The sequence below is a fragment of the Kitasatospora sp. NPDC096128 genome (genome assembly GCF_040303105.1).
Lineage (GTDB): Bacteria > Actinomycetota > Actinomycetes > Streptomycetales > Streptomycetaceae > Kitasatospora.
The window spans coordinates 210,636-232,005 of record NZ_JBEOSP010000006.1 but is presented as its reverse complement, the minus strand read 5'-3'; the positions used below and the strand labels follow the sequence as shown (position 1 = coordinate 232,005).

General features: G+C 71.6%; 20 protein-coding genes. 4 read left to right on the top strand and 16 right to left on the bottom strand.

The genetic code is table 11. The features are described from left to right. Window positions 1-33 precede the first annotated feature (33 nt). Window positions 34-450, top strand: coding sequence for a hypothetical protein (locus ABTY61_RS09855; protein WP_350504439.1), 417 nt, complete (start codon window positions 34-36; stop codon window positions 448-450). A gap of 81 nt (window positions 451-531) precedes the next feature. On the opposite strand, the gene ABTY61_RS09850 is transcribed toward ABTY61_RS09855, so the two are convergent. The 7 genes from ABTY61_RS09850 to sodN form a co-directional block, all read right to left on the bottom strand. After that, window positions 532-1,527, bottom strand: coding sequence for an RNA polymerase sigma factor SigF (locus ABTY61_RS09850; RefSeq protein WP_502895257.1), 996 nt, complete (start codon window positions 1,525-1,527; stop codon window positions 532-534). A 155-nt stretch (window positions 1,528-1,682) separates the two neighbouring features. Beyond that, the gene (locus tag ABTY61_RS09845) at window positions 1,683-2,147 is read right to left on the bottom strand and encodes an ATP-binding protein (RefSeq protein ID WP_502895256.1); all 465 of its coding nucleotides are present in this window, start codon (window positions 2,145-2,147) and stop codon (window positions 1,683-1,685) included. 172 nt (window positions 2,148-2,319) lie between these two features. Continuing rightward, the gene (locus ABTY61_RS09840; RefSeq protein ID WP_350504436.1) at window positions 2,320-2,796 is read right to left on the bottom strand and encodes a GNAT family N-acetyltransferase; all 477 of its coding nucleotides are present in this window, start codon (window positions 2,794-2,796) and stop codon (window positions 2,320-2,322) included. A gap of 127 nt (window positions 2,797-2,923) precedes the next feature. Further along, entirely contained in the window at window positions 2,924-3,919 is a 996-nt protein-coding gene (locus tag ABTY61_RS09835) for an ABC transporter substrate-binding protein (RefSeq protein ID WP_350504435.1), read from the bottom strand. A 41-nt stretch (window positions 3,920-3,960) separates the two neighbouring features. Then, window positions 3,961-4,761, bottom strand: a complete 801-nt coding sequence (locus tag ABTY61_RS09830; RefSeq protein WP_350504434.1) for an ABC transporter ATP-binding protein — start codon at window positions 4,759-4,761, stop codon at window positions 3,961-3,963. Then, on the bottom strand, window positions 4,758-5,810 hold the full coding sequence (locus ABTY61_RS09825) for a FecCD family ABC transporter permease (protein ID WP_350504433.1): 1,053 nt from the start codon (window positions 5,808-5,810) through the stop codon (window positions 4,758-4,760). The genes ABTY61_RS09830 and ABTY61_RS09825 overlap by 4 nt, the downstream gene beginning before the upstream one ends. A 328-nt stretch (window positions 5,811-6,138) precedes the next feature. Next, complete coding sequence (gene sodN, locus ABTY61_RS09820) at window positions 6,139-6,534, bottom strand: superoxide dismutase, Ni (protein WP_045699892.1); 396 nt, start codon at window positions 6,532-6,534, stop codon at window positions 6,139-6,141. A 177-nt stretch (window positions 6,535-6,711) separates the two neighbouring features. On the opposite strand from sodN, the gene sodX reads away from it, so the two are divergent. Beyond that, a complete protein-coding gene (sodX, locus tag ABTY61_RS09815) occupies window positions 6,712-7,167 on the top strand; it encodes a nickel-type superoxide dismutase maturation protease (protein ID WP_350504432.1) in 456 nt (151 codons plus the stop codon). Window positions 7,168-7,187: 20 nt separating this feature from the next. Here the strand turns inward: sodX and ABTY61_RS09810 are convergent, their stop codons facing one another. The 5 genes from ABTY61_RS09810 to ABTY61_RS09790 form a co-directional block, all read right to left on the bottom strand. Then, window positions 7,188-7,775 (bottom strand): CGNR zinc finger domain-containing protein, encoded by a 588-nt coding sequence (locus tag ABTY61_RS09810; protein ID WP_350504431.1) that lies wholly within the window; start codon window positions 7,773-7,775, stop codon window positions 7,188-7,190. A gap of 135 nt (window positions 7,776-7,910) precedes the next feature. Continuing rightward, window positions 7,911-8,663, bottom strand: coding sequence for an amino acid ABC transporter ATP-binding protein (locus ABTY61_RS09805; protein ID WP_350504496.1), 753 nt, complete (start codon window positions 8,661-8,663; stop codon window positions 7,911-7,913). 44 nt (window positions 8,664-8,707) lie between these two features. After that, complete coding sequence (locus ABTY61_RS09800; protein WP_350504430.1) at window positions 8,708-9,565, bottom strand: amino acid ABC transporter permease; 858 nt, start codon at window positions 9,563-9,565, stop codon at window positions 8,708-8,710. A 153-nt stretch (window positions 9,566-9,718) separates the two neighbouring features. Beyond that, window positions 9,719-10,651: an ABC transporter substrate-binding protein gene (locus tag ABTY61_RS09795; RefSeq protein WP_350504429.1), complete on the bottom strand. Its 933-nt coding sequence runs from the start codon at window positions 10,649-10,651 to the stop codon at window positions 9,719-9,721. A gap of 444 nt (window positions 10,652-11,095) precedes the next feature. Beyond that, window positions 11,096-12,025 (bottom strand): ABC transporter substrate-binding protein, encoded by a 930-nt coding sequence (locus tag ABTY61_RS09790; RefSeq protein WP_350504428.1) that lies wholly within the window; start codon window positions 12,023-12,025, stop codon window positions 11,096-11,098. Between the two features lie 582 nt (window positions 12,026-12,607). On the opposite strand from ABTY61_RS09790, the gene ABTY61_RS09785 reads away from it, so the two are divergent. Both ABTY61_RS09785 and ABTY61_RS09780 read left to right on the top strand, forming a co-directional pair. Continuing rightward, window positions 12,608-13,801: an NAD(P)-dependent malic enzyme gene (locus tag ABTY61_RS09785; RefSeq protein WP_350504427.1), complete on the top strand. Its 1,194-nt coding sequence runs from the start codon at window positions 12,608-12,610 to the stop codon at window positions 13,799-13,801. An 87-nt stretch (window positions 13,802-13,888) separates the two neighbouring features. Continuing rightward, entirely contained in the window at window positions 13,889-14,851 is a 963-nt protein-coding gene (locus ABTY61_RS09780; RefSeq protein ID WP_350504426.1) for a zinc-binding dehydrogenase, read from the top strand. Window positions 14,852-14,905: 54 nt separating this feature from the next. On the opposite strand, the gene ABTY61_RS09775 is transcribed toward ABTY61_RS09780, so the two are convergent. The 4 genes from ABTY61_RS09775 to ABTY61_RS09760 all read right to left on the bottom strand — a co-directional run bounded on the left by ABTY61_RS09775 (window position 14,906) and on the right by ABTY61_RS09760 (window position 21,198). Continuing rightward, window positions 14,906-15,997: a PadR family transcriptional regulator gene (locus ABTY61_RS09775; RefSeq protein WP_350504425.1), complete on the bottom strand. Its 1,092-nt coding sequence runs from the start codon at window positions 15,995-15,997 to the stop codon at window positions 14,906-14,908. A 1-nt stretch (window position 15,998) separates the two neighbouring features. Next, the gene (locus ABTY61_RS09770; protein WP_350504424.1) at window positions 15,999-16,922 is read right to left on the bottom strand and encodes a DUF4097 family beta strand repeat-containing protein; all 924 of its coding nucleotides are present in this window, start codon (window positions 16,920-16,922) and stop codon (window positions 15,999-16,001) included. Between the two features lie 204 nt (window positions 16,923-17,126). Further along, window positions 17,127-17,309, bottom strand: coding sequence for a DUF6104 family protein (locus ABTY61_RS09765; RefSeq protein ID WP_350504423.1), 183 nt, complete (start codon window positions 17,307-17,309; stop codon window positions 17,127-17,129). Window positions 17,310-17,460: 151 nt separating this feature from the next. Next, complete coding sequence (locus ABTY61_RS09760) at window positions 17,461-21,198, bottom strand: multifunctional oxoglutarate decarboxylase/oxoglutarate dehydrogenase thiamine pyrophosphate-binding subunit/dihydrolipoyllysine-residue succinyltransferase subunit (protein ID WP_350504422.1); 3,738 nt, start codon at window positions 21,196-21,198, stop codon at window positions 17,461-17,463. Between the last annotated feature and the right edge of the window lie 172 nt (window positions 21,199-21,370).

Genomic DNA, 21,370 nt, shown 5'->3' with positions numbered 1-21,370 from the left:
CCGTACGGACCGACCGGCGGCTACCCTGCTGGAGTGACCGCAGAATCCTCCGCCCCCGCACCCGCCCGTCCGGTCCCGCTCACCCTGGGCGCCGCCATCACCGCCCTGGAGGGCGCCGCGCTGGCCGTCGTCGGTGTCTCGGACATGGTGTCCGCACTGTCCGGCCAGGCCAAGCAGCTGGCCCTGAACGAGTTCGGCGGCCTGGTCATCGTGCTGCTCGGGGTGCTGCCGATACTGGCCGCCCGCGCGCTGCTCAAGGAGCGCCGCTGGGGCCGCAGCCCGGCCGTGCTGACCAACTCGATCTGCCTGCCGGTCGCTTACTACATGATCCAGAGCGGCGGCGCGATGATCGCGGTCGGCGCGCTGGTCGGCCTGCTCGGCCTGGTGGGCATCGGCGCGCTGCTGAACCCGAGGTCGACGGCGGCCCTGTACGCCCAGCCGGAGAGCTGAGCGCCGGGGCCGCCAAGAGCAGGAACAGCAGGAACAGCAGAACGGCCGCCCAGCTCCCGCCGGGCGGCCGTTCCGTCGTTCTCACTCCTCCACGAGGAGCTTCTCCCGCAGCTGGGCCAAGGTCCGGGCCAGCAGTCGGGACACGTGCATCTGGGAGATCCCCACCTCGGCGGCGATCTGCGACTGGGTCATGTTGCGGAAGAACCGCAGCACCAGGATCTTCTGCTCCCGGGGCGGCAGTTGGGCCAGCAGCGGCTTGAGCGACTCGCGGTACTCGACGCCCTCCAGCGCCTCGTCGGTGGCGCCCAGGGTGTCCGCCACGGCCGGCGACTCGTCGTCGCTGTCCGGGACGTCCAGGGACAGCGTGGAGTACGCGTTGGCGGACTCCAGGCCCTCCAGCACGTCCTCCTCGGAGATGCCCAGGTGCTCGGCGAGCTCGTGCACCGTGGGGGAGCGGCCGTGCCGCTGGGAGAGCTCGCTGGTCGCCGTGGTGAGCGACAGCCGCAGCTCCTGGAGGCGGCGCGGGACGCGCACCGCCCACCCCTTGTCGCGGAAGTGCCGCTTGATCTCGCCGACGATGGTCGGCGTCGCGTAGGTGGAGAACTCGACCCCGCGCTCGTGGTCGAAGCGGTCCACCGACTTGATCAGTCCGATGGTGGCGACCTGGGTCAGGTCGTCCAGCGGCTCGCCCCGGTTGCGGAAGCGGCGGGCCAGGTGCTCGACCAGCGGGATGTGCATCCGCACCAGCTGGTTGCGCAGCTCGACGCGCTCCGGGGAGCCCTCGGGCAGCGCGGACAGCCGGACGAACAGCGCGCGGGCGGCCTCCCGGTCCGGGGCGCCGGTGCGGTGCGAGCCCTGGGCGGGCACGGCGGGGCCGTGCGGGTCCGCGCCCTCCTCCGCCGGCTCCGGCGGGGGAGGGGAGGCGGGCGTCGGCTCAGACGTCGGCTCGGTCGGGTGGCTCATCCGGTGGGCGTCCTTCGGGTGCGCTTCGTCGTTGGCGGCGAGGCCGGAAACGCTCGCCTGGGTCGGTACGGCAGGTCCCGCCGTCGCGAGGCCGGTACGGTCCAGATCACTCACGGCCATTCCCCCGTTCCGTTCCGGGAGCACCGGGGCCGCGGCCCCGGCATCGTCTCGTTGGTCGTACCGCTGGGGGGCGGTACCGGGAGCCGCCCGCCTTGGGCCCCCGGAGGGGTGCGGCGGACGGCCCTTGCAGGGTGCTGCTCGGTGCCCGGTCAGTGGGCGGCGGACCCGCCGCGCTTCTTGTGCAGGCTGATCGTGACGGTGTTGTCCTCGGCGACCGAGGAGTCCACCTCGCCGGCCAGCGCGGAGAGCACCGTCCAGGCGAAGGTGTCCCGCTCGGGCGCCTTGCCGTCCGTGGTGGGAGCGGCGACGGTCACCTTCAACGAGTCGCCGACCAGGCGGAACTCGCAGGACAGGACGGAGCCGGGCACCGCCTGCTGGAGCAGGATGGCGCAGGCCTCGTCGACCGCGATCCGCAGGTCCTCGATCTCGTCGAGGGTGAAGTCCAACCGGGCCGCGAGCCCGGCCGTCGCTGTTCGCAGCACGGAGAGGTAGGCCCCCGCCGCGGGCAGCCGGACCTCCACGAAGTCCTGAACTCCGAGATCGCTGTCGATCTGGGACACCCTTGCCTCCTGGGTGACGCGCTGTGCTTGCTTGGTTCCCCCGGTGGGGGCCATTGCTACTGCTGTGCTACCGCTGTCGGCTTCGGCGCAGGCGCCCCTCGCGAGGGGCGTCGACGCGGTGGACCCGTCAGCGTTCCGTGGCCCCCGCAACCGGTGCGGGAGTTACTCATGGTAAGGCATTGCGACGCAGGGTGGCAGGGGCTTTGCCCGTACTCCGTGCGTCCGTTCAACGCTTCCCGGCGGCCGTGAGTGCCTCGTCGGTGAGCCGGTACACCGTCCACCCGTCCATCGGCACCGCGCCGATCGACCGGTAGAAGTCGATCGAGGGCTGGTTCCAGTCCAGCACCGACCACTCGACCCGGGCGTAGCCGCGCTCGACGGCGATCCGCGCCAGCTCCAGCAGGAGCGCCTTGCCGTGGCCGCCGCCCCGGGACTCCGGGCGGACGTAGAGGTCCTCCAGGTAGATCCCGTGGGTGCCGCGCCAGGTCGAGAAGTTGAGGAACCACACCGCGAAACCGACCGGCTCGCCGGTGGTGTCGTCCTCTGCGATCAGGCCGTACAGCGCCGGGTCGGCACCGAACAGCGCCTCGCGCAGTTGCTCCTCGGTGGCCACCGCCTCCTGGGGGGCCTTCTCGTAGTCCGCCAGTTCGCGGATCATGGCCAGGACGGCGGGAACGTCGGAGACGACGGCGGTGCGGATCATGCCGCGAGCCTACTGCTCGGGTCCCTTCTCGCCCAGGCCCGAAGCGGGGCCGGATCGGGGCCGGGGCGGAGCGGACCGGCGGGCCGGCCGGTCCGAGCGTGGGCCGGCGCCCCGGTCGGTGCCCCGGTCAGCGGGCCGGGACGGTGCGCAGGAACTCGGCCAGGGTGCTGATCGCGGCCGGGTTGCGCGGGCTTTCGACCAGGTCGACGTAGTCCATGACGAAGATCCGGTCGTTCCTGACCGCGGCGACGTTCGCCAGCGGCGGGAAGGACTTGAGGAACCTCCGCTTCTCCTCGGCCCCCGGGGTCGCGTAGTTGTTGATCACGATCACCTCGGGGTCGCGCTGCACCACGCTCTCCCAGCCCGCGGTGACCCAGGTGTCCGCGAGGTCGCCCATGATGTTGGTCCCGCCGGCCTTCGCGATGATCTCGTCCGCGGCGGCGAACTTCCCGGCGGTGTACGGCTTGTCCTGCCCGCTGTCGTACAGGAAGACGGACGGGCGGCGCTCCGGCCGGGGGACGGCGGCGATGGTCGCCCTCGACTCGGCGATCAGCTTGTCGGCCCGGTCCTTGACGTCGAAGATCGCGCCCAGGTTGGCCAGGTCGGTGTAGAGCGCCTCCAGCGGGTCCATCACCCCGCGCTCACTGCCCTTGCCGCTGCGGCAGGACTCGCTGAGCACGTAGGAGTCCACGCCGAGCGCCTTGAACGCCTGCGGGGTGACCCCGCTGCCCTCGTCGAAGCCGTAGTGCCAGCCGGCGAACACCAGGTCGGCCTTGGCGTCCAGGGCGATCTCCTTGGTGAGCACCTTCTTGGAGAGCCACGTGGTCTGCTGGTAGCCGTCCTTCCAGGCCACCTGGTCGACCCGGCCCTTGTCGTCGGGCATCACGTAGCCGGCCATCCGGTCGGCGAGGCCGAGGGAGAGCATCAGCTCGGTGATGTTGACGTCGTTGGTCACCACCCGGGCGGGCTTCTGCGCGAAGGTGAGCTGCTCGCCGCAGTTCTCCACGGTCACCGGGTAGTGGGCGGAGGCGGTGGTGGCGCCGGGGCCCGGGGTGAACTCGGCGCCGCAGGCGGTGAGTCCGAGGGTGAGCAGGGCGGTGGCGGCAACGGCCTTGGAGCGCATACGGGTTCCTCTCGGGGCTTCAACGGGGCTTCGGCGGGGCTTCAGGGGAGGCGGTCGAACAGCAGCTGGAGGGCGCCGGTCCCCGGGTGGCGGACCGGGGTGGCCCGGACGCCGAACACCTCGGCCAGCAGCTCGGGTCGGAGCACCTCACCGGGCTCGCCGGCGGCGACGATCCGGCCGGCCGCCAGCACGTACAGCCGGTCGCAGTGGCCCGCCGCCAGGTTGAGGTCGTGCAGCGCGGTGAGCACCGTCGGCCCGGCCTCGCGGGCGAGCGCCAGCACCTCCAACTGGTGCGCGATGTCCAGGTGGTTGGTGGGTTCGTCCAGCACCAGCAGGCGCGGTTCCTGGACGAGGGCGCGGGCGATCAGCACCCGCTGCTTCTCGCCGCCGGACAGGCTCGGGAAGGCGCGTTCGGCGAGGTGCCCGGCCCGGACCCGGTCCAGCGCGGCGGCGCAGCGCTCCCGGTCCCCGGCGGTCGGGCTGCCGCCCAGCCCGCGCCGGTGCGGCAGCCGGCCCATGGCGACCACCTCGGCCACCGTGAACTCGAACTCGGCGGGGTGCTCCTGGGTCAGCGCGGCCACCCGGCGGGCGGCGTCGCGGGCGGTGAGCGCGTGCAGGTCGTCGCCGTCCAGCCGGACGGTCCCGCCGGCCGGGCGCAGCACCCGGTAGACGCAGCGCAGCAGGGTCGACTTGCCGCTGCCGTTCGGGCCGATCAGTCCGATCACCTGCCCGGCGGCGGCCGCCAGGCTCACCTCGTGGACCAGCCGGGCGCCGGCCAGTTCCACCGAGACGCCGTCGACGCGCAGTTCCTCCGCCCCCGTCACCTCGGTGATCCCAGTCATCGCCGGCCCCCGAAGGCCTGGCCGCGGCGGCGCATCATCAGCAGGAAGGCGGGCACCCCGAGCACCGCGGTGAACACCCCGACCGGCAGTTCGGCGGGTGCCAGCAGGGTGCGGGAGGCGATGTCCACCCAGACCAGCAGCAGGGCCCCGGCGAGCGGCGCGACCACCAGCACCCGGCGGTGGCCGGCGCCGACCAGTATCCGGGCCAGGTGGGGCACCAGCAGCCCGACGAAGCCGATCGCCCCGCTGACCGCGACCACGGTGCCGGTGACGGCGGCGGTGACCACGAACAGCTCCCGGCGCAGCCGGTCCGGGTCCACGCCGAGCGAGGCGGAGGTCTCGTCGCCCATCGCGAGCGCGTCCAACCGCCCGGCGGCGCAGGCCAGGTAGGCCAGTCCGGCCAGGACGGTCCCGGCGGCGATCGGCACCGAGCCCCAGGTGGCGCCGCCCAGGCTGCCGAGCAGCCACATCATGGCGTCCCGGGCGGCCTCGGCGTGGTCGGCGGAGAAGACCATCAGGGTGGTGAGGGCGGAGAAGCCGTAGGAGAGCGCGGTGCCGGTGAGCACGAGGCGCAGCGGGGTGAGCCCGTACGCGGTGCGGGCGGCGAGGTAGACCAGCACCATGGCGAGCAGCGCGGAGCCGAACGCGGAGACGGAGATCGCCCACACCCCGAGCGAGGCGAAGGCGCCGAGCAGCAGGACGGCGTTGGCGCCGACGGCCGCGCCGGAGGAGATGCCGAGCACGAAGGGGTCGGCGAGGGCGTTGCGGACCAGGGCCTGGACGGCGACCCCGGTGGCGGCGAGTCCGCCGCCGACCACGGCGGCCAGCAGGGTGCGCGGCAGCCGGAGCTCCCAGACGATCGCGTACGCCGACGCGTCGTCCGGGTCCAGCCGTCCGCCCGTCAGTCCGGCGGCCAACAGCCTCAGGACGTCGGGGAGTTCGATCCCGGAGGCGCCGAACGCGACGCCGCAGACCAGGGAGGCCGCCAGGGCGGTGGCGAGGCCGAGGGCGAGGGGGACGGTCGGTATTCGGCGGACGGGGTCACTCACGTGCGGGCGCGCCTTGCCTCGGGCCGCGGGTGTGCCGGGGCGGGCGCCGGCCGGGGGCGTGCCCGGGCGCCTTCCCCTCGCAGTCCACGGCGAGTTGTCGGGAGTTCAGCGGCCGGGGGCGATCGGGCTGGCACGGCCCCGGGACTGCGGGCCGCGCTCACCGTTGCGGGTCAGCGCCGGACTCTCACCGGACTTCCCCCTCGGACGCCCTGGCAGCATAACAGCCACTCAGGGCAGGCAACCCTTACCGGTTTGGGGGGCGCGTGAACGCACGACCGCCCCCGTCCGACGGTGCGGACGGGGGCGGCCGGGTGGCGACGCGTCAGGCTCAGGCCTGCTTGGTCTCCCAGAAGATCTTGTCGACCTCGGCGATCAGGTCCAGCAGGGCCTGGCCGGTGGCCGGGTCCGTGGACGCCTTGGCGGCCGAGGCGGCCTTCAGGGTGTCGTTGATCAGCTGGTGCAGCTGCGGGTACTTCTCGAAGTGCGGGGCCTTGAAGTAGTCGCTCCACAGCACCGAGATGTGGTGCTTGACGGCCTCGGCGCGCTGCTCCTTGATGATGATGGCGCGGGCGCGGAAGTGCGGGTCCTCGTTGGCCTGGTACTTCTCCTGGGTGGCCTTGACCGACTCGGCCTCCAGCTTGGCCTGCGCCGGGTCGTAGACACCGCACGGCAGGTCGCAGTGGGCGTGAGCAGTGGCACGCGGTGCAAACAGACGAGAGAACATGGGAGTCCTTCCTTAGATCGTCTTCCCGCGCCCGAGATTACCCTTCCGGCCTCCGGGTTTCGCGGCCGGGCGGTGGGCCTAGGGCAAAAGACGGACCCGCAACCGGGGTAATCCGGACATCGAACAGATGACGGTCCGTACGGCAGACTGGGGGCGGTCGGACCGGGAGGAGGAGCCATGGTGCGGAGCACGGAGCCGCAGGGCGGCACGCGGGTCGGCGCGCGGGTCGGCGCGGTGCCGTTCGGGCTGGTGGACGTGGCGGGCCCGTCGATGGTGCCGACCCTGCGCGAGGGCGACCAGCTGCTGGTCCGCTACGGCGCCCCGATCCGGCCCGGCGCGGTGGTGCTGTTCCGCCACCCGCTCCAGCAGGACCTGCTGGTGGTGAAGCGGGCCGCCGAGCGCCGCCCGAAGGGCTGGTGGCTGCTGTCCGACAACCGTCCGGTGGACAGCGACAGCCGCAGCTACGGCCCGGTCCCGGACGAGCTGGTGCTCGGGCGGGTGCTGCTGCGGCTGCGCCCGAGCCCGGCCTGGCTGGCGCCGGGCCGCGGGCTGGAGCGGCTGCTGCTCGGCCCCCGGCTGGCCCGGGTGCCGGGCCTGGCCCGCCGCTTCGGGGTCTTCGTCGACGAGCTCTGAGGCGGCCCGGCCGGAGGGCCCTACTGCCCGGCGTTGAGCGCCGCCTCGGCCTCCTGCCGCTTGCGGGCCCGGTACGCGGCGACGTTGGCGCGGGTCGCGCAGCGGTCGGAGCAGTAGCGGCGGGAGCGGTTGGTCGAGGTGTCCAGGTAGGCGTTGCGGCACGGCGCGGCCTGGCAGATGCCGAGCCGGTCGGCGCCCAGCTCGGTGAGGTGCACGGCGAGGCCCATGCAGGCGACGGCGCTGAAGTGCGCGGTGGCGGTCGGCGAGTTGTCGGCCAGGTGCAGGTGCCAGCGCGGCCGGCCGGCGTCGTCCAGGTAGTCGTGCCCGGAGACCAGCGGGCTGACGGGGTACTCCATCAGCAGGCTGTTCAGCAGGTCGACGGCCCGGATCTCGTCCCCTTCCGCGGCGGCCTCGAACACCCCGCGCAGCCTGGTCCGCACCGCCCGCAGCCGGGGCACGTCGGACTCGTCGGCCAGCGCGGCGGCGCGGGAGGAGTCGGAGAACAGGGCGCGCACGGCGTCCACCGAGGTCAGCGTGTCGGTGCCGCGCTCGGGTTCCTCGGTGTTCACCAGCCGAACGGCGAGATCGGCGTACGAGGCGAGCTCCACGGCGGTCCTTCCAAGAGTGTCGGTAACGGGCCCGGATTGTTTCGGTAACGGGCTGGGCGCTTCCAGCCTATTACCCGGCCGGGGAAAACGTCGGCGCCCGGCAGGAACTGCCTGCCGGGCGCCGACCGTGCGGGCTCAGAGGACCTTGGAGAGGAAGGCCCTGGTGCGCTCGTGCTGGGGGTTGGAGAGCACCTCGCGGGGGTTGCCGGACTCGACCACCACGCCGCCGTCCATGAACACCAGCGCGTCGCCGACCTCGCGGGCGAAGCCCATCTCGTGGGTGACGACCACCATCGTCATGCCCTCCTCGGCCAGGCCGCGCATGACGTCCAGGACGTCGCCGACCAGCTCCGGGTCGAGCGCCGAGGTGGGCTCGTCGAAGAGCATCAGCTTGGGCTTCATGGCCAGCGCGCGGGCGATCGCCACGCGCTGCTGCTGGCCGCCGGAGAGCTGCGAGGGGTAGTTCTTCGCCTTGTCGGCCAGGCCGACCCGCTCCAGCAGGGCCATCCCGCGCTCGCGGGCCGCGGCCTTGCTCTCGCCCTTGACCTGGACCGGCGCCTCGATGACGTTCTCTATGGCGGTCATGTGCGGGAACAGGTTGAAGTGCTGGAACACCATGCCGATGTCGCGGCGCTTCTGTGCGACCTCGCGGTCCTTCAGCTCGTGCAGTCGGCCGCCCCGCATCTGGTAGCCGACGAGTTCGCCGTCCACCGAGAGGAGGCCGCCGTTGATCTTCTCCAGGTGGTTGATGCACCGGAGGAAGGTCGACTTGCCGGACCCGGAGGGGCCGACCAGGACGAACACCTCGCCCTTCTTGACCTCCAGGTCGATGCCCTTGAGCACCTCCACCAGGCCGAACGACTTGCGCACACCCTGCGCCTCGACCATCGGGACGCCTGCGGCGTCCTGCGGTTGCGGCTTCGTCAGATCGGTCATACGTGGCCACCTCCTTCGAGGCCGGGCACCACGTCGTCCTTCGCCGGCGGGACGGGCCGACCGGCGAACAGGCGGCGCAGCCGCTGCAGCGGCGTGGGCGGGAGCACCCGGTTGGCGCCGCGGGCGTAGTGGCGCTCGATGTAGTACTGGACCACGGTGAGGATCGAGGTCATCAGCAGGTACCAGATGCTGACGACGATCAGCAGCGGAATGGTCTGGAACGTGCGCGAGTAGATGTTCTGGCCGGCCCGGAGCAGTTCCTCCAGGGCGATCGACGAGACCAGCGAGGTGGTCTTCAGCATCGAGATGGTCTCGTTGCCGGTCGGCGGGATGATCACGCGCATGGCCTGCGGCAGGATGATCCGCCGCATGGTGTTGAACTGGCTCATGCCCAGTGCGTGCGCGGCTTCGGTCTGGCCGAGCGGCACGGACTGGATGCCGCCGCGGACGATCTCCGCCATGTAGGCGGCTTCGTTGAGGCCGAGGCCCAGCAGTGCGGCGACGAACAGCGGGATCGCCTCGTTGGTCGGCTGGGACCAGAAGGCCGGGCCGAACGGGATGCCGATCGAGATGTTGGCCCACAGCGTGCCCAGGAAGTTCCAGAACAGCAGCTGGACCAGGACCGGGGTGCCGCGGAAGACCCAGATGTAGAACCAGGCGGTGCTGGAGAGCACCGGGTTCGGCGACAAGCGCATGATCGCGAGGATCACGCCGCCCGAGACGCCGATCAGCATGGAGAGGAAGGTCAGTTCGAGAGTGACGCCGAGGCCGTGCAGGATCGAGGAGTCGAAGATGTATTTGCCGACGACGTCCCACTGGAACTGGGGATTCGTGGTGAGGGCGTGGATCAGCATCGCCGCGAGGAGTGCGACGACTGCTGCCCCGACCCAGCGTCCGGGGTGGCGGACCGGGACGGCCTTGAGGGTTTCGGGCCGTCCCGGGGGAACCGACCCCTGGTCGGAAGAGTTCACTGTGTGGCCTCAGGGGTTGTGGTCAGAGCGGCGGGATCAGCTGGTGGCGCCGTTGATGACGGACTTGTCGATCGCGCCTGCCTGCACGCCCCACTTCTCCAGGATGCTCTTGTAGGTGCCGTCGGCCATCAGGGACTGGATGGCTCCCTGGACGGCCTTGGAGAGCGGCGAGTCCTTCAGCAGGACGACGCCGTACGGGGCGGTGTCGGTCACGTCGCCGACCTTCTCCAACTGGCCGTTGGTCTGCTTGATCGCGTAGTCGACGACCGGGGAGTCGGCCAGCATGACCTGGTCGCGGCCGGAGACCAGGGCCTGGGTGACGTCGGTCTGGAGGTCGAACTTGTCGCCGTCGTTCGGGACGGTCGGCTTGCCGGCCTTGGTGCAGGCGGGGTTGATGGTGTCCGTGATGTCCTTGGCCTGCGTGGTGCCGGTCTGGACGGCGACCTTCTTGCCGCAGAGGTCCTTCGGGTCGATCTTGTCGGGGTTCCCCTTCTTGACCGCGGCGCCCGTGCCGGCGCTGAAGTAGGTGACCATGTCGACCGACGCCTCGCGCTCCTTCGTGTCGGTGAAGGAGCTCAGGCTCATCGTGTACTTGTTGCCGGTGATCCCCGGGATGATCGCGTCGAAGGTGGCGTTCTGGACGTCGGCGGTCAGGCCCAGCTTCTTGGCGATGGCGTTGGCCAGGTCCACGTCCATGCCGACGATGGCGCCCTTGTCGTCCTTGAACTCGTTGGGCGCGTAGGAGGCGTCGGTGGCGACCACGATCTTGCCGGCGGACTTGACGTCGGCCGGGACGAGGGCGGCCAGGGACGCGTCGGCGGTCACGGCGGGGACCGTCGCGTTCGGGTTGGCGCCGGTGGAGGAACCGGACGACGACGTGCTGCTGCCACAGCCGGTCAGCACGAGGGACACGGAGACGGCAGCCACGCCGGCCGCGAAGAGGCGGGTGCGCTGGGTACGGGCGGTCATGAGGGGGATCTCCTCCTGGGGAGAGAAATCGGGCGGAGCGCGCCGCGGGAGCGGCGCACCGGGGCAGCTGGCCGTACGGAGCCGTACGGGTGACATGTCGCGTACGTCGTCGTACGTGCGTTGCCGGGTGGTGCAGTTGGCTGGGCGCAGGGGGCCGCCCAGGGTGGTGCCGGGTACTGCTTCCGCCACCCTCCGCCGAGGTGGACGTCGACCTGAACCGCCTCGACCGGTGGTCGGCTCAATCCGAGATGGGGGGAATCCTGCCATCTGATGACGGTCAGGTGGCCCTCATCCAGATCAAAATCGGATAACGAGGGCGCGTGCTGTCCGCTATTCGGACGGATCGCGTGCCCCTGTCACCCTGCGTATAAGTATGCAGATCCGCCCGTGCTCTTCCCGGACGCCCCGCCGCTGCCCCGCCGCCCCGCCCGCGCCCCGCCGGGGTCAGATGCCCCCGTTGACCACCGCGTTCTGCGCCGCGCCCGCGCTCACGTTCCACTTGGCGAGGATCTTGTCGTACTCGCCGCCGCGGATCAGCTGGTCCACCGCCTTGGACAGGGTGTCGCGCAGCTCGGTGTCCTGCTTGCGGACCGCGATGCCGTACGGGTTGGAGGTGGACTGGGCGCCGGTCACCTCGAAGCGGCTCCCGCCGTCCGTGGTCTTCGCCGCGTAGGCGGCCACCGGGAAGTCGTTCAGGCCGGCCGCGGCGGTGCCGGCGGTGACCTCGGCCAGCGCCTTGGCGTCGCTGTCGAGGCGGTGCACGGTCAGCTGCTTGCCGGTGCGGGCGCAGACGGCGATCTGCCGGGTGGCGATCTCGTCCTGGGTGGTGCCCTGCTGGAAGGCGACCGTCCGGCCGCACAGGTCGTCCAGGGTCCGGATGCCCTTGGGGTTGCCCTTCGGGACGATGATCGAGGTGCCGGCGATGAAGTAGTCGACGAAGTCCACGCCCGGGTTGACCTGCTTGCCGTCGGCGTCCAGGCCCTCGCGGCGCGCGCGGACGTCGCTGATCGAGGACATCGCCACGTCGAACTGCTTGCCCTGCAGGTCCGGTATCAGCTTGTCGAACGGGGTGTCCACGAACTCGATCCGCACGTCGAGGATCCGGCCGAGGGCGGTGGCGAGCTCCGGGTCGAGGCCGGTCGGCTTGCCGTCCGGGCCGCGGAACTCCATCGGCGCGTAGTTGACGTCTATGCCGATGCGCAGCACGCCGGCCGAGCGCTGGGCCTTCGGCAGCTTGGCGCGGACGTCCTTGACCGGGTCGGCGGCGGCGGTGGCCTGCCCGCCACCGCCGCAACCGGTGAGCAGCAGGGCGCCGGCCGCGGCCAGGGCGGCCGCGGCGACGGCCGGGCGGCGGGCATGGGGGAGGTGAGGCATGAGGGTTGCTCCTGAGGGCGGAACCGTTGTCTCCGCGATGGCGCACTGGTGTACGCCGAGTGGCGGACAAGCGATCCTGCCATCCCACCCTGCCGGGCCCGGCGGCGGGTGTGTCAGAATTCGGTACCGGGTGACCCCCGAACGCTCGAACCAGACCGACGAGCCCCGACAGGCTCGGGGTGCTCAGGACCGGAAGTCATCACGTGGCTCCGTATCCGGGGCACCGATCCCCTGCGGATCTGCGTTCACACTTGCGGGTGCGCGTGCCTCAACGCCGTTGCCGCCGCCGGAGCCCGGCGCTTCCGACACCGGGCCCCAGCCGACGCGACAGCACGGCGATGAACTGCGCGTGACGAGGACGAAAAGGCATAGGTGCGATGCCTTGGTCCGACCTACGCTCGGCCCGGTAGCACAAGCGGACAACACAAGACCCCATAAAACCCTCATCCGAGGGCGCCACCCGACGGCAGCGCCCCCGCCCCGACCCCGGGTCCGCTTCGGCGTACCCGGTTTCCGGCTTACGGCCGGGGCGCCCGGTCCGTCGGCCGCGCACCTCGCCAGAACAATGACGAAGAGGTCATCGTGGCAGCGGAGATCATCAGCAGCACCCAGGACACCGACGATCCGGTCGACGCCGTTTTCGCGCTCCACCGCGGCGGCAAGATGGAGATCCGGGCGACCGTGCCGGTGCGCGACGCGGACGACCTGTCCCTCGCCTACACCCCCGGTGTCGCCCGGGTCTGCACGGCCATCGCCGAGCAGCCGGAGCTGGTCAACGACTACACCTGGAAGTCCAACACCGTCGCGGTGGTCACCGACGGCACCGCCGTGCTGGGACTCGGTGACATCGGCCCGGAGGCCTCGCTCCCCGTGATGGAGGGCAAGGCCATCCTGTTCAAGCAGTTCGGCGGGGTGGACGCGGTGCCGATCGCGCTCGCCTGCACCGAGGTGGACGAGATCGTCGAGACGGTGGTCCGGCTGGCCCCGTCCTTCGGCGGCGTCAACCTGGAGGACATCTCCGCCCCGCGCTGCTTCGAGATCGAGCGCCGGCTCCAGGACGCCCTGGACATCCCGGTCTTCCACGACGACCAGCACGGCACCGCGATCGTCACCACCGCCGCCCTGTGGAACGCCGCGAAGGTGACCGGCCGGGAGATCGGCTCGCTGCGGGCCGTCATCTCCGGCGCCGGCGCGGCGGGTATCGCCATCGCCAAGATGCTGCTGGCGGCGGGCATCGGCGACGTCGCCGTCTGCGACCGCAAGGGCGTGGTCTACCGGGGCCGTGAGGACCTGACGGACGTCAAGGCCGAGATCGCCGAGCTGACCAACCGTTCGGAGCTCAAGGGCTCGCTGGCCGACGCGCTGGCCGGCGCCGACGTGTTCATCGGCGTCTCCGGCGGCACCGTGCCGGAGGAGGTCGTGGCGACCATGGCCGAGGGCGCGTTCATCTTCGCGATGGCCAACCCCAACCCGGAGATCCACCCCGAGGTCGCGCACAGGTACGCGGCGGTCGTCGCCACCGGACGCAGCGACTTCCCGAACCAGATCAACAACGTGCTGGCCTTCCCGGGCATCTTCGCCGGTGCCCTCCAGGTGCGGGCCTCCCGGATCACCGAGGGCATGAAGCTGGCCGCCGCCAAGGCGCTGGCCGCCGTGGTGGCCGACGAGCTGACCCCGCAGAAGGTGATCCCCTCGCCGTTCGACGAGCGGGTCGCCCCGGCGGTCACCAAGGCCGTGGCCGAGGCCGCCCGCGCCGAGGGCGTCGCCCGGATCTGACGATCGGGCACCAGCCCCCGGGGCCGGGACACGCGTCACACCTACGCGTGGTTCCCGGCCCCGGCCGTCCCGGCTAGTGTCCGGGGCATGTTTGCTGCCTATGCCGCCCGTATCGACGCCGACGACCCGCTCAGCGGGCTGGAGTTGGGCGAACTCCCCGAGCCGCAGGCCCGCCCCGGGTGGAGCGTGGTCACGGTCAAGGCCGCCAGCCTCAACCACCACGACCTGTGGTCGCTGCGCGGAGTCGGCCTGCCCGCCGAGAAGCTGCCGATGATCCTGGGCTGCGACGCCGCGGGCGTCGACGAGGACGGCAACGAGGTGGTCATCCACTCGGTGATCGGCCAGTCCGGCCACGGGGTGGGCCCGAAGGAGCCCCGGTCCATCCTGACCGAGCGTTACCAGGGCACCTTCGCCCAGCGGGTGGCCGTGCCCACCTGGAACCTGCTGCCCAAGCCGGCCGAGCTGAGCTTCGAGGAGGCCGCCTGCCTGCCCACGGCCTGGCTGACGGCGTACCGGATGCTGTTCACCAACGCCGGGGTCAAGCCCGGTGACACCGTGCTGGTGCAGGGCGCCGGCGGCGGGGTGGCGACCGCGCTGATCGTCCTCGGCAAGGCGGCCGGCCTGCGGGTCTGGGTCACCGGCCGGGACGAGGCCAAGCGCCACCGGGCGGTCCGGCTCGGCGCGGACGCGGCCTTCGAGAGCGGTGCCCGGCTGCCCGCCCGGGTGGACGCGGTGATGGAGACGGTCGGCGCCGCGACCTGGTCGCACTCGGTGAAGTCGCTGCGTCCGGGCGGCACCATCGTCATCTCGGGTGCCACCTCCGGCCCCAGCCCGAAGGCCGCCGAGCTGAACCGGATCTTCTTCCTGGAGCTCAAGGTGGTCGGCTCGACCATGGGCACCAAGGAGGAGCTGGCCGGGCTGCTGGCCCTGTGCGCGAACACCGGGGTCCGTCCGGTGATCGACTCGGTGCTGCCGCTGGCCGAGGCCCGGGACGGCTTCGCCCGGCTCGCCAAGGGCGAGGTCTTCGGCAAGATCGTGCTCAACCCCTGACGCGCGGCGGCCCGGCGCCCCGACGGGGCACCGGGCCTGCGCGGCCGGCGGGGGTCAGCCGAGCAGCCGCTTCAGCCGCTCGCCGGCGGTGCCCAGCACCGAGCGGGCCTCGGCCAGCTTGTCGGCGCTCACCCCGCCGTCCCGGGCCGCGTCGCGGACCTGGTCGCGGAAGCGGTCGAGCAGCCGCTCCAGTTCGCGGGCCGGGTCGCCGTCCGGGTCGGTGCGCGCCCACGGCGGCAGGTCGGCGGGGGCGGTCGGCCCCTCCTGGCCCTGGTCGGCGGACGTGCCCGAGTCCGCGCCCGAGTCCTTGTCCAGGTCGATCCGGGTGACCGTGATCCGCTCGGACGCCTCGGACGTCCCGGCGGACGCGCCGGCCTCGCCCGTCGGGTGGCCCCAGCGGGCCGCGTCGGCCAGCCCGGCCAGGCCCTTGGTCAGCTCGGACAGGCCCTCGGCCAGCCCGGTCGGCCAGTCGCCCTTGGCGGCGTGCTCGCGCACCTGCTGCTCGACCCGGCGCTTGATCCGCAGCGCCTCCTGCTGGGCGGCGGTGCGGGAGGCCTTGGCCTGCTCGCGCAGCCGGCGGGCCTCCTCCTCGGCGGCCTTCGCCTTGGCCTTGGCGGCCCGCTCCTGCTCCCGGGCGCGCTTGGCCTGCTCCTTGGCCTGCCGCTTGAACTGGGCGAACTCCTCCTTGGCGCGCTGCCAGGAGTCGTTGTCGCCCCAGGGCCCGGCCCACGGGTCGCCGGTCTCGGCGCGGTCCGGCCGGGGGGCCTGCTTGGCGGCCTGCCAGAGCTCCTCGCGCAGGTCCTTGGCGCTGTCCCGGACGTCCTCCCGGATCGCCCCGGCGAGCTGGGCCACCGAGTCGTGGATCTCCACCTCCAGCTCGTCCAACTCGACCTGTCGGGCTTCGAGTTCGGCGCGCCCGGCGTCGGTCAGCCGGTAGACCTTGCGGCCGCCCTCGGTGCTGTGGCTGACCAGGCCCTCCTGCTCCAGCTTCGCCAGCCGCGGGTAGACCGTCCCGGCGGAGGGGGCGTACAGGCCCTGGAAGCGCTCCTCCAGCAGGCGGATCACCTCGTAGCCGTGCCGCGGGGCTTCGTCCAGCAGCTTCAGCAGGTAGAGCCGGAGCCGGCCGTGGCCGAACACGGGGGTCATCTCAGGCCTCCTTGGTGAGGTCGGGGCCGGTGGGCGCGTCGGAGACGGGGCCGGCCGGGAGCTCCCGGACCACCACCGGGGCGTCGTCCTCCGACTCGGGGCGGCGCAGCACGGTGACCGCGCCGGAGACGGTGGTGACGTTGAGGCTGCCGCGGCCCTCGCCGATCTGGCCGGTGATCTTCTTGGCGCCCCAGGTGCTGCTCATCTTGAGCTCGTCGAAGGTGCTGGAGACGTCGCCGCTGGTGGAGCCGGCCTCGACGGTGGCGTCGGCCAGCGAGGGGATCCGGACCACCACCGGGCCGCTGACCGTGTTGACCTTGACGTCGGTCTCGCCGGCCACGTCGAGGTCCAGGGTGACGGCGCCGGTGACGGTGTTGGCCTGGATCCGGTCGGCGGTGCCGGCGATCACCGTGAGCTGCCCGGAGACCGTGTTGACCTTGAGCTGGCCGCCGACCGCCTGGGCGTCCACGTCGCCGGTGACGGTACTCGCGTCGATCCGCCCGGTCACCCCGGCCAGGGTGGTGTCGCCGCCGGCGCTCTGCACCGAGACGTGGCCGTCGATGCCGCTGACGGTGGAGTGGGCCGAGACGGTGCCGACCTTGACCTCGGTGCCGACCGGCACGGTCAGGGTGATGTCGACGGAGCGCTTGCGCTTGAAGGAGTCGAAGAAGTTGCGGACCGAGCCGACCGACTTGATCCAGGTGCCGAACTCGCCCCAGCTGTTGATGTCCTTGTAGGTGACGGTCAGGACGCCGTCGACCAGCGTCAGGTGCAGCGGGTCGCCCTGGAGGCCGGTGACCTCCAGGCGGGCCGGGCCCTCGGCCGCGACCACGTTCACCGTGCCGTCGATGACGCGCACGTGCAGCGCGCGGACCGCGTCCTCGAACGTGGTCCTGCCGGGCCCCTCGATCGTCCACTGGCTCATCTCTGCCGCCTCCCGTAGCGGATCGCGATGTATCGCGTTCTCTTTCAAAGACGATATATCGCGTGCCGGGAAAAGCAAGCGGTTCACCCCTGAAGCCGTCCCTGACCCGGCCCGGACGCGCCCCGGAGCCGTCCCCTACAGGAGACGCGCGAAGGGCCCGGGAGGCGCTCGCCTCCCGGGCCCTTCGCACGTGCCGTCAGGACGTCACTCGTCGTCGTCCTCGTCGTCGAGCCGGGCCAGCCAGGTGGCCAGCCGCTCGACCGGGATCTCGAAGTCCGGGTTGAGGTCGACGAACTCGCGCAGGCGCTCGGCCAGCCACTCGAAGGTGACCTCCTCCTCGCCGCGCCGGCTCTCCAGCTCCTCGATGCCTCGGTCGGTGAAGTACACGGTTCGCTCCGGTCGGATGGGGATTGACCTGGTCAGGATAGTCGGGGCCGACCGCCGTCGTGGCGGCGATCGGCCGGTACGCCCGCGGCCCCGCCTCCCTGGTGGGGGGACGGGGCCGCGGGCGTCAGTGGTGCTGCGGAGCCTGCACGCGTCAGAGCGCGAAGATCTCCTCGATCAGCGCCTGCTGCTCGGCCGCGTGCCGCTTGGCGGAGCCGACCGCCGGCGACGAGGCCGCGGTGCGGGCCACCCGGCGCAGGCGGGCGTCGCCGCCGGAGCGGCCGATGACGACCTGCAGGTGGTCGACCAGGTTCATCGCGATGAACGGCCAGGCACCCTGGTTGGCCGGCTCCTCCTGCGCCCAGACGAACTGGACGTTGTCGCCGTAGCGGGCCAGCTCCTCCTGGAGCTCGGCCACCGGCAGCGGGTAGAGCCGCTCGACCCGGACGATCGCCGTGTCGGTGACGCCGCGCTCGGCACGGGCCGCCGCCACGTCGTAGTAGAACTTGCCGGCGGTGATGACCACCTTGCGGACCTGCGCCGGGTCGACGGTGGTGTCGCCGATGACCGGGCGGAACGAGCCGGACAGGAACTCCTCGGTCGCACTCGCCGCGGCCTTGAGACGCAGCATCGACTTCGGGGTGAAGACGACCAGCGGCTTGTGGTGCGGGTTGTGCGCCTGCCAGCGCAGCAGGTGGAAGTAGTTCGACGGCAGGGTCGGCATCGCGACCGTCATGTTGTCCTGCGCGCACATCTGCAGGAAACGCTCCGGACGGGCGGACGAGTGGTCCGGCCCCTGGCCCTCGTAGCCGTGCGGCAGCAGCAGGGTGACGCCGGAGTGCTGGCCCCACTTCTGCTCGGCGGAGGCGATGTACTCGTCCACCATGGTCTGCGCGCCGTTGACGAAGTCGCCGAACTGCGCCTCCCACATGACCAGCGCGTTCGGGCGGGTCAGCGAGTAGCCGTACTCGAAGCCCATGGCCGCGTACTCCGACAGCAGGCTGTCGTAGACGGTGTAGCGGGCCTGGTCCTCGGTGAGGTACTGCAGCGGGGTGTAGTCCTCGCCGGTCTTGCGGTCGATCAGGACGGCGTGCCGCTGGCCGAAGGTGCCGCGGCGGCTGTCCTGGCCGGCCAGGCGGACCGGGTGGCCCTCCATGAGCAGCGAGCCGATGGCGAGGGTCTCGCCCATCGCCCAGTCGATGGTGTTGTCCTCGACCGAGGCGGCGCGGCGCTGCAGCTGCGGCAGCAGGCGCGGGTGGACGGTCAGCCAGTCCGGCAGGTTGACCTGCGAGGCGGCGATCCGCTTGACCATCTCCTGGGAGATGCCGGTCTGGATGTTGACCGGGAAGTCGGCCTGCGGCTTGCCGCCGGAGGTCGGGGCCGGCGTCTGGGCCGCGTCGCGGACCTCGGCGAAGACCTTCTCCAGCTGGCCCTGGAAGTCCTGGAGCGCCTGCTCCGCCTCTTCCATGGTGATGTCGCCGCGACCGATCAGGCCCTCGGTGTACAGCTTGCGCACCGAGCGCTTCTTGTCGATCAGGTCGTACATCAGCGGCTGGGTGAACGACGGGTTGTCGGCCTCGTTGTGACCGCGGCGGCGGTAGCAGATGAGGTCGATCACGACGTCCTTGTGGAACGCCTGGCGGAACTCGAAGGCGAGCCGCGCGACGCGGACCACGGCCTCCGGGTCGTCGCCGTTCACGTGGAAGATCGGGGCCTCGATCATGCGGGCCACGTCGGTGCAGTACATCGAGGAGCGCGAGGACGCCGGGGCGGCGGTGAAGCCGACCTGGTTGTTCACCACGACGTGCACGGTGCCGCCGGTGCGGTAGCCGCGCAGCTGCGACATGTTCAGGGTCTCCGCGACGACGCCCTGGCCGGCGAAGGCCGCGTCGCCGTGGATCTGGATCGGCAGCACCGGGAAGGTGGTGCCGCCCTGGTCCAGGATGTCCTGCTTGGCGCGGGCGATGCCCTCGACGACCGGGTCCACGGCCTCCAGGTGGGAGGGGTTCGCGGCGAGCGAGACCTTGATGGTCTCGCCGTCCAGGCCGGTGAAGGTGCCCTCGGCGCCCAGGTGGTACTTGACGTCACCGGAGCCGTGCATCGACTTCGGGTCGAGGTTGCCCTCGAACTCGCCGAAGATCTTGCCGTACGGCTTGCCCACGATGTTGGCCAGCACGTTCAGGCGGCCGCGGTGGGCCATGCCGATGACGGCCTCGTCCAGGCGGTGCTCGGCGGCGGCGTCGATGGTCGCGTCCAGCATGGCGATCAGCGACTCACCGCCCTCCAGCGAGAAGCGCTTCTGGCCGACGTACTTGGTCTGCAGGAAGGTCTCGAAGGCCTCGGCCGAGTTCAGCCGGCGCAGGATCCGCAGCTGCTCCTCGCGCTCGGGCTTCGAGTACGGCTTCTCCAGGCGCTCCTGCAGCCACTTGCGCTGCTTCGGGTCCTGGATGTGCATGTACTCGATGCCGACGGTGCGGCAGTACGTGTTGCGCAGCAGGCCGAGGATGTCGCGGAGCTTCATCATCTTCTGGCCGCCGAAGCCGCCGACCGCGAACTCGCGCTCCAGGTCCCACAGGGTGAGGCCGTGGGTGGTGACGTCCAGGTCGGGGTGCTTGCGCTGCTTGTACTCCAGCGGGTCGGTGTCGGCCATCAGGTGACCGCGGACCCGGTAGGAGTGGATCAGCTCCATGACGCGCGCGGTCTTGTTGACCTCGTCGTCGTGGGTGGTGGCGACGTCGGTGGCCCAGCGGACCGGCTCGTACGGGATCCGCAGCGACTCGAAGATCTCGTCGTAGAAGCCGTTCTCGCCGAGCAGCAGGCGGTGGATCTCGCGCAGGAACTCGCCCGACGCCGCGCCCTGGATGACGCGGTGGTCGTAGGTCGAGGTCAGCGTCATGATCTTGGAGACGCCCAGGCGGGACAGGGTCTCCGGGGCGGAGCCCTGGAACTCGGCCGGGTACTCCATGGCGCCGACGCCGACGATGGTGCCCTGGTTCTGCATCAGGCGCGGCACGGAGTGCACGGTGCCGATGCCGCCGGGGTTGGTCAGCGAGACCGTGACGCCGGTGAAGTCGTCCATGGTCAGCTTGTTGGCGCGGGCCCGGCGGACGATGTCCTCGTAGGCCTGCCAGAAGCCGAAGAAGTCGAGGGTCTCGGCCTTCTTGATGGCCGCGACGACGAGCTGGCGGTCGCCGTTCGGCTTGACCAGGTCGATCGCCAGGCCGAGGTTGACGTGCTCCGGCTTGACCAGGAAGGCCTTGCCGTCCTCCACCTTGTAGCTGTGGTTCATGCCCGGGGCGGCCTTGATGGCCTGGACCAGGGCGTAACCGATCAGGTGGGTGAAGGAGACCTTGCCGCCGCGGGCGCGCTGCAGGTGGTTGTTGATGACGATGCGGTTGTCGATCAACAGCTTCGCCGGGACGGCGCGGACCGAGGTCGCGGTCGGCACCTCCAGCGAGGCGTCCATGTTGGTGGCGACGGCCTTGGCCGGGCCGCGCAGCTGGACCAGCTCGGGGCCGGCCGCAGCGGTGGCGGCGGGCGCGGCCGGAGCCGCGGCCTTGGGGGCCGGGGGCGCGGCGGGCGCGGCGGCGAGCGGGGCGGCAGCCGGGGCCGGAGCGGCCGGGGCGGCGGGCGCGGGTGCGGCCGGAGCAGCAGCAGCGGGCGCGGGGGCAGCGGCAGGGGTCGGCGTGGGGCCGGCCTGGGTCGCGGCCTGGGTCACTGGGGTCACCTCGGTACCGGGCTTGTAGTCGGCGAAAAAGTCCCACCAGGCTCGGTCTACCGAGTTCGGGTCCTGGAGGTACTGCTGGTAGATCTCATCGACGAGCCACTCATTGGGGCCGAAGCCAGTGGAACTTGCCGAGCTGTTGGGGGTTTCAGGGGACTGTGGCGACACGGCGGCAACCGCCCTCTTCCGCTTCCTTTTGGGATGTTTGGACAGCGGGGATTAAGGCTACGCCCCTGACCAGTGATCGCGCAGTCCCCGGGCCCCAGGCGTCGCCCAGATCACAGTCCTGACCTGCAGTTTGGCTGAAAAACTACGTTAGAAAGCCGTATCTGAGGGGAAC

Bases quoted from the DNA above. Each gene is read 5' to 3' on its own strand.
- ABTY61_RS09845 (WP_502895256.1), bottom strand. From the start codon at position 2,147: ATGGCCCCCACCGGGGGAACCAAGCAAGCACAGCGCGTCACCCAGGAG.
- ABTY61_RS09840 (WP_350504436.1), bottom strand. From the start codon at position 2,796: ATGATCCGCACCGCCGTCGTCTCCGACGTTCCCGCCGTCCTGGCCATG.
- ABTY61_RS09835 (WP_350504435.1), bottom strand. From the start codon at position 3,919: ATGCGCTCCAAGGCCGTTGCCGCCACCGCCCTGCTCACCCTCGGACTC.
- ABTY61_RS09830 (WP_350504434.1), bottom strand. From the start codon at position 4,761: ATGACTGGGATCACCGAGGTGACGGGGGCGGAGGAACTGCGCGTCGAC.
- sodN (WP_045699892.1), bottom strand. From the start codon at position 6,534: ATGTTCTCTCGTCTGTTTGCACCGCGTGCCACTGCTCACGCCCACTGC.
- sodX (WP_350504432.1), top strand. From the start codon at position 6,712: ATGGTGCGGAGCACGGAGCCGCAGGGCGGCACGCGGGTCGGCGCGCGG.
- ABTY61_RS09805 (WP_350504496.1), bottom strand. From the start codon at position 8,663: ATGGTCGAGGCGCAGGGTGTGCGCAAGTCGTTCGGCCTGGTGGAGGTG.
- ABTY61_RS09800 (WP_350504430.1), bottom strand. From the start codon at position 9,565: ATGCTGATCCACGCCCTCACCACGAATCCCCAGTTCCAGTGGGACGTC.
- ABTY61_RS09795 (WP_350504429.1), bottom strand. From the start codon at position 10,651: ATGACCGCCCGTACCCAGCGCACCCGCCTCTTCGCGGCCGGCGTGGCT.
- ABTY61_RS09790 (WP_350504428.1), bottom strand. From the start codon at position 12,025: ATGCCTCACCTCCCCCATGCCCGCCGCCCGGCCGTCGCCGCGGCCGCC.
- ABTY61_RS09780 (WP_350504426.1), top strand. From the start codon at position 13,889: ATGTTTGCTGCCTATGCCGCCCGTATCGACGCCGACGACCCGCTCAGC.
- ABTY61_RS09775 (WP_350504425.1), bottom strand. From the start codon at position 15,997: ATGACCCCCGTGTTCGGCCACGGCCGGCTCCGGCTCTACCTGCTGAAG.
- ABTY61_RS09770 (WP_350504424.1), bottom strand. From the start codon at position 16,922: ATGAGCCAGTGGACGATCGAGGGGCCCGGCAGGACCACGTTCGAGGAC.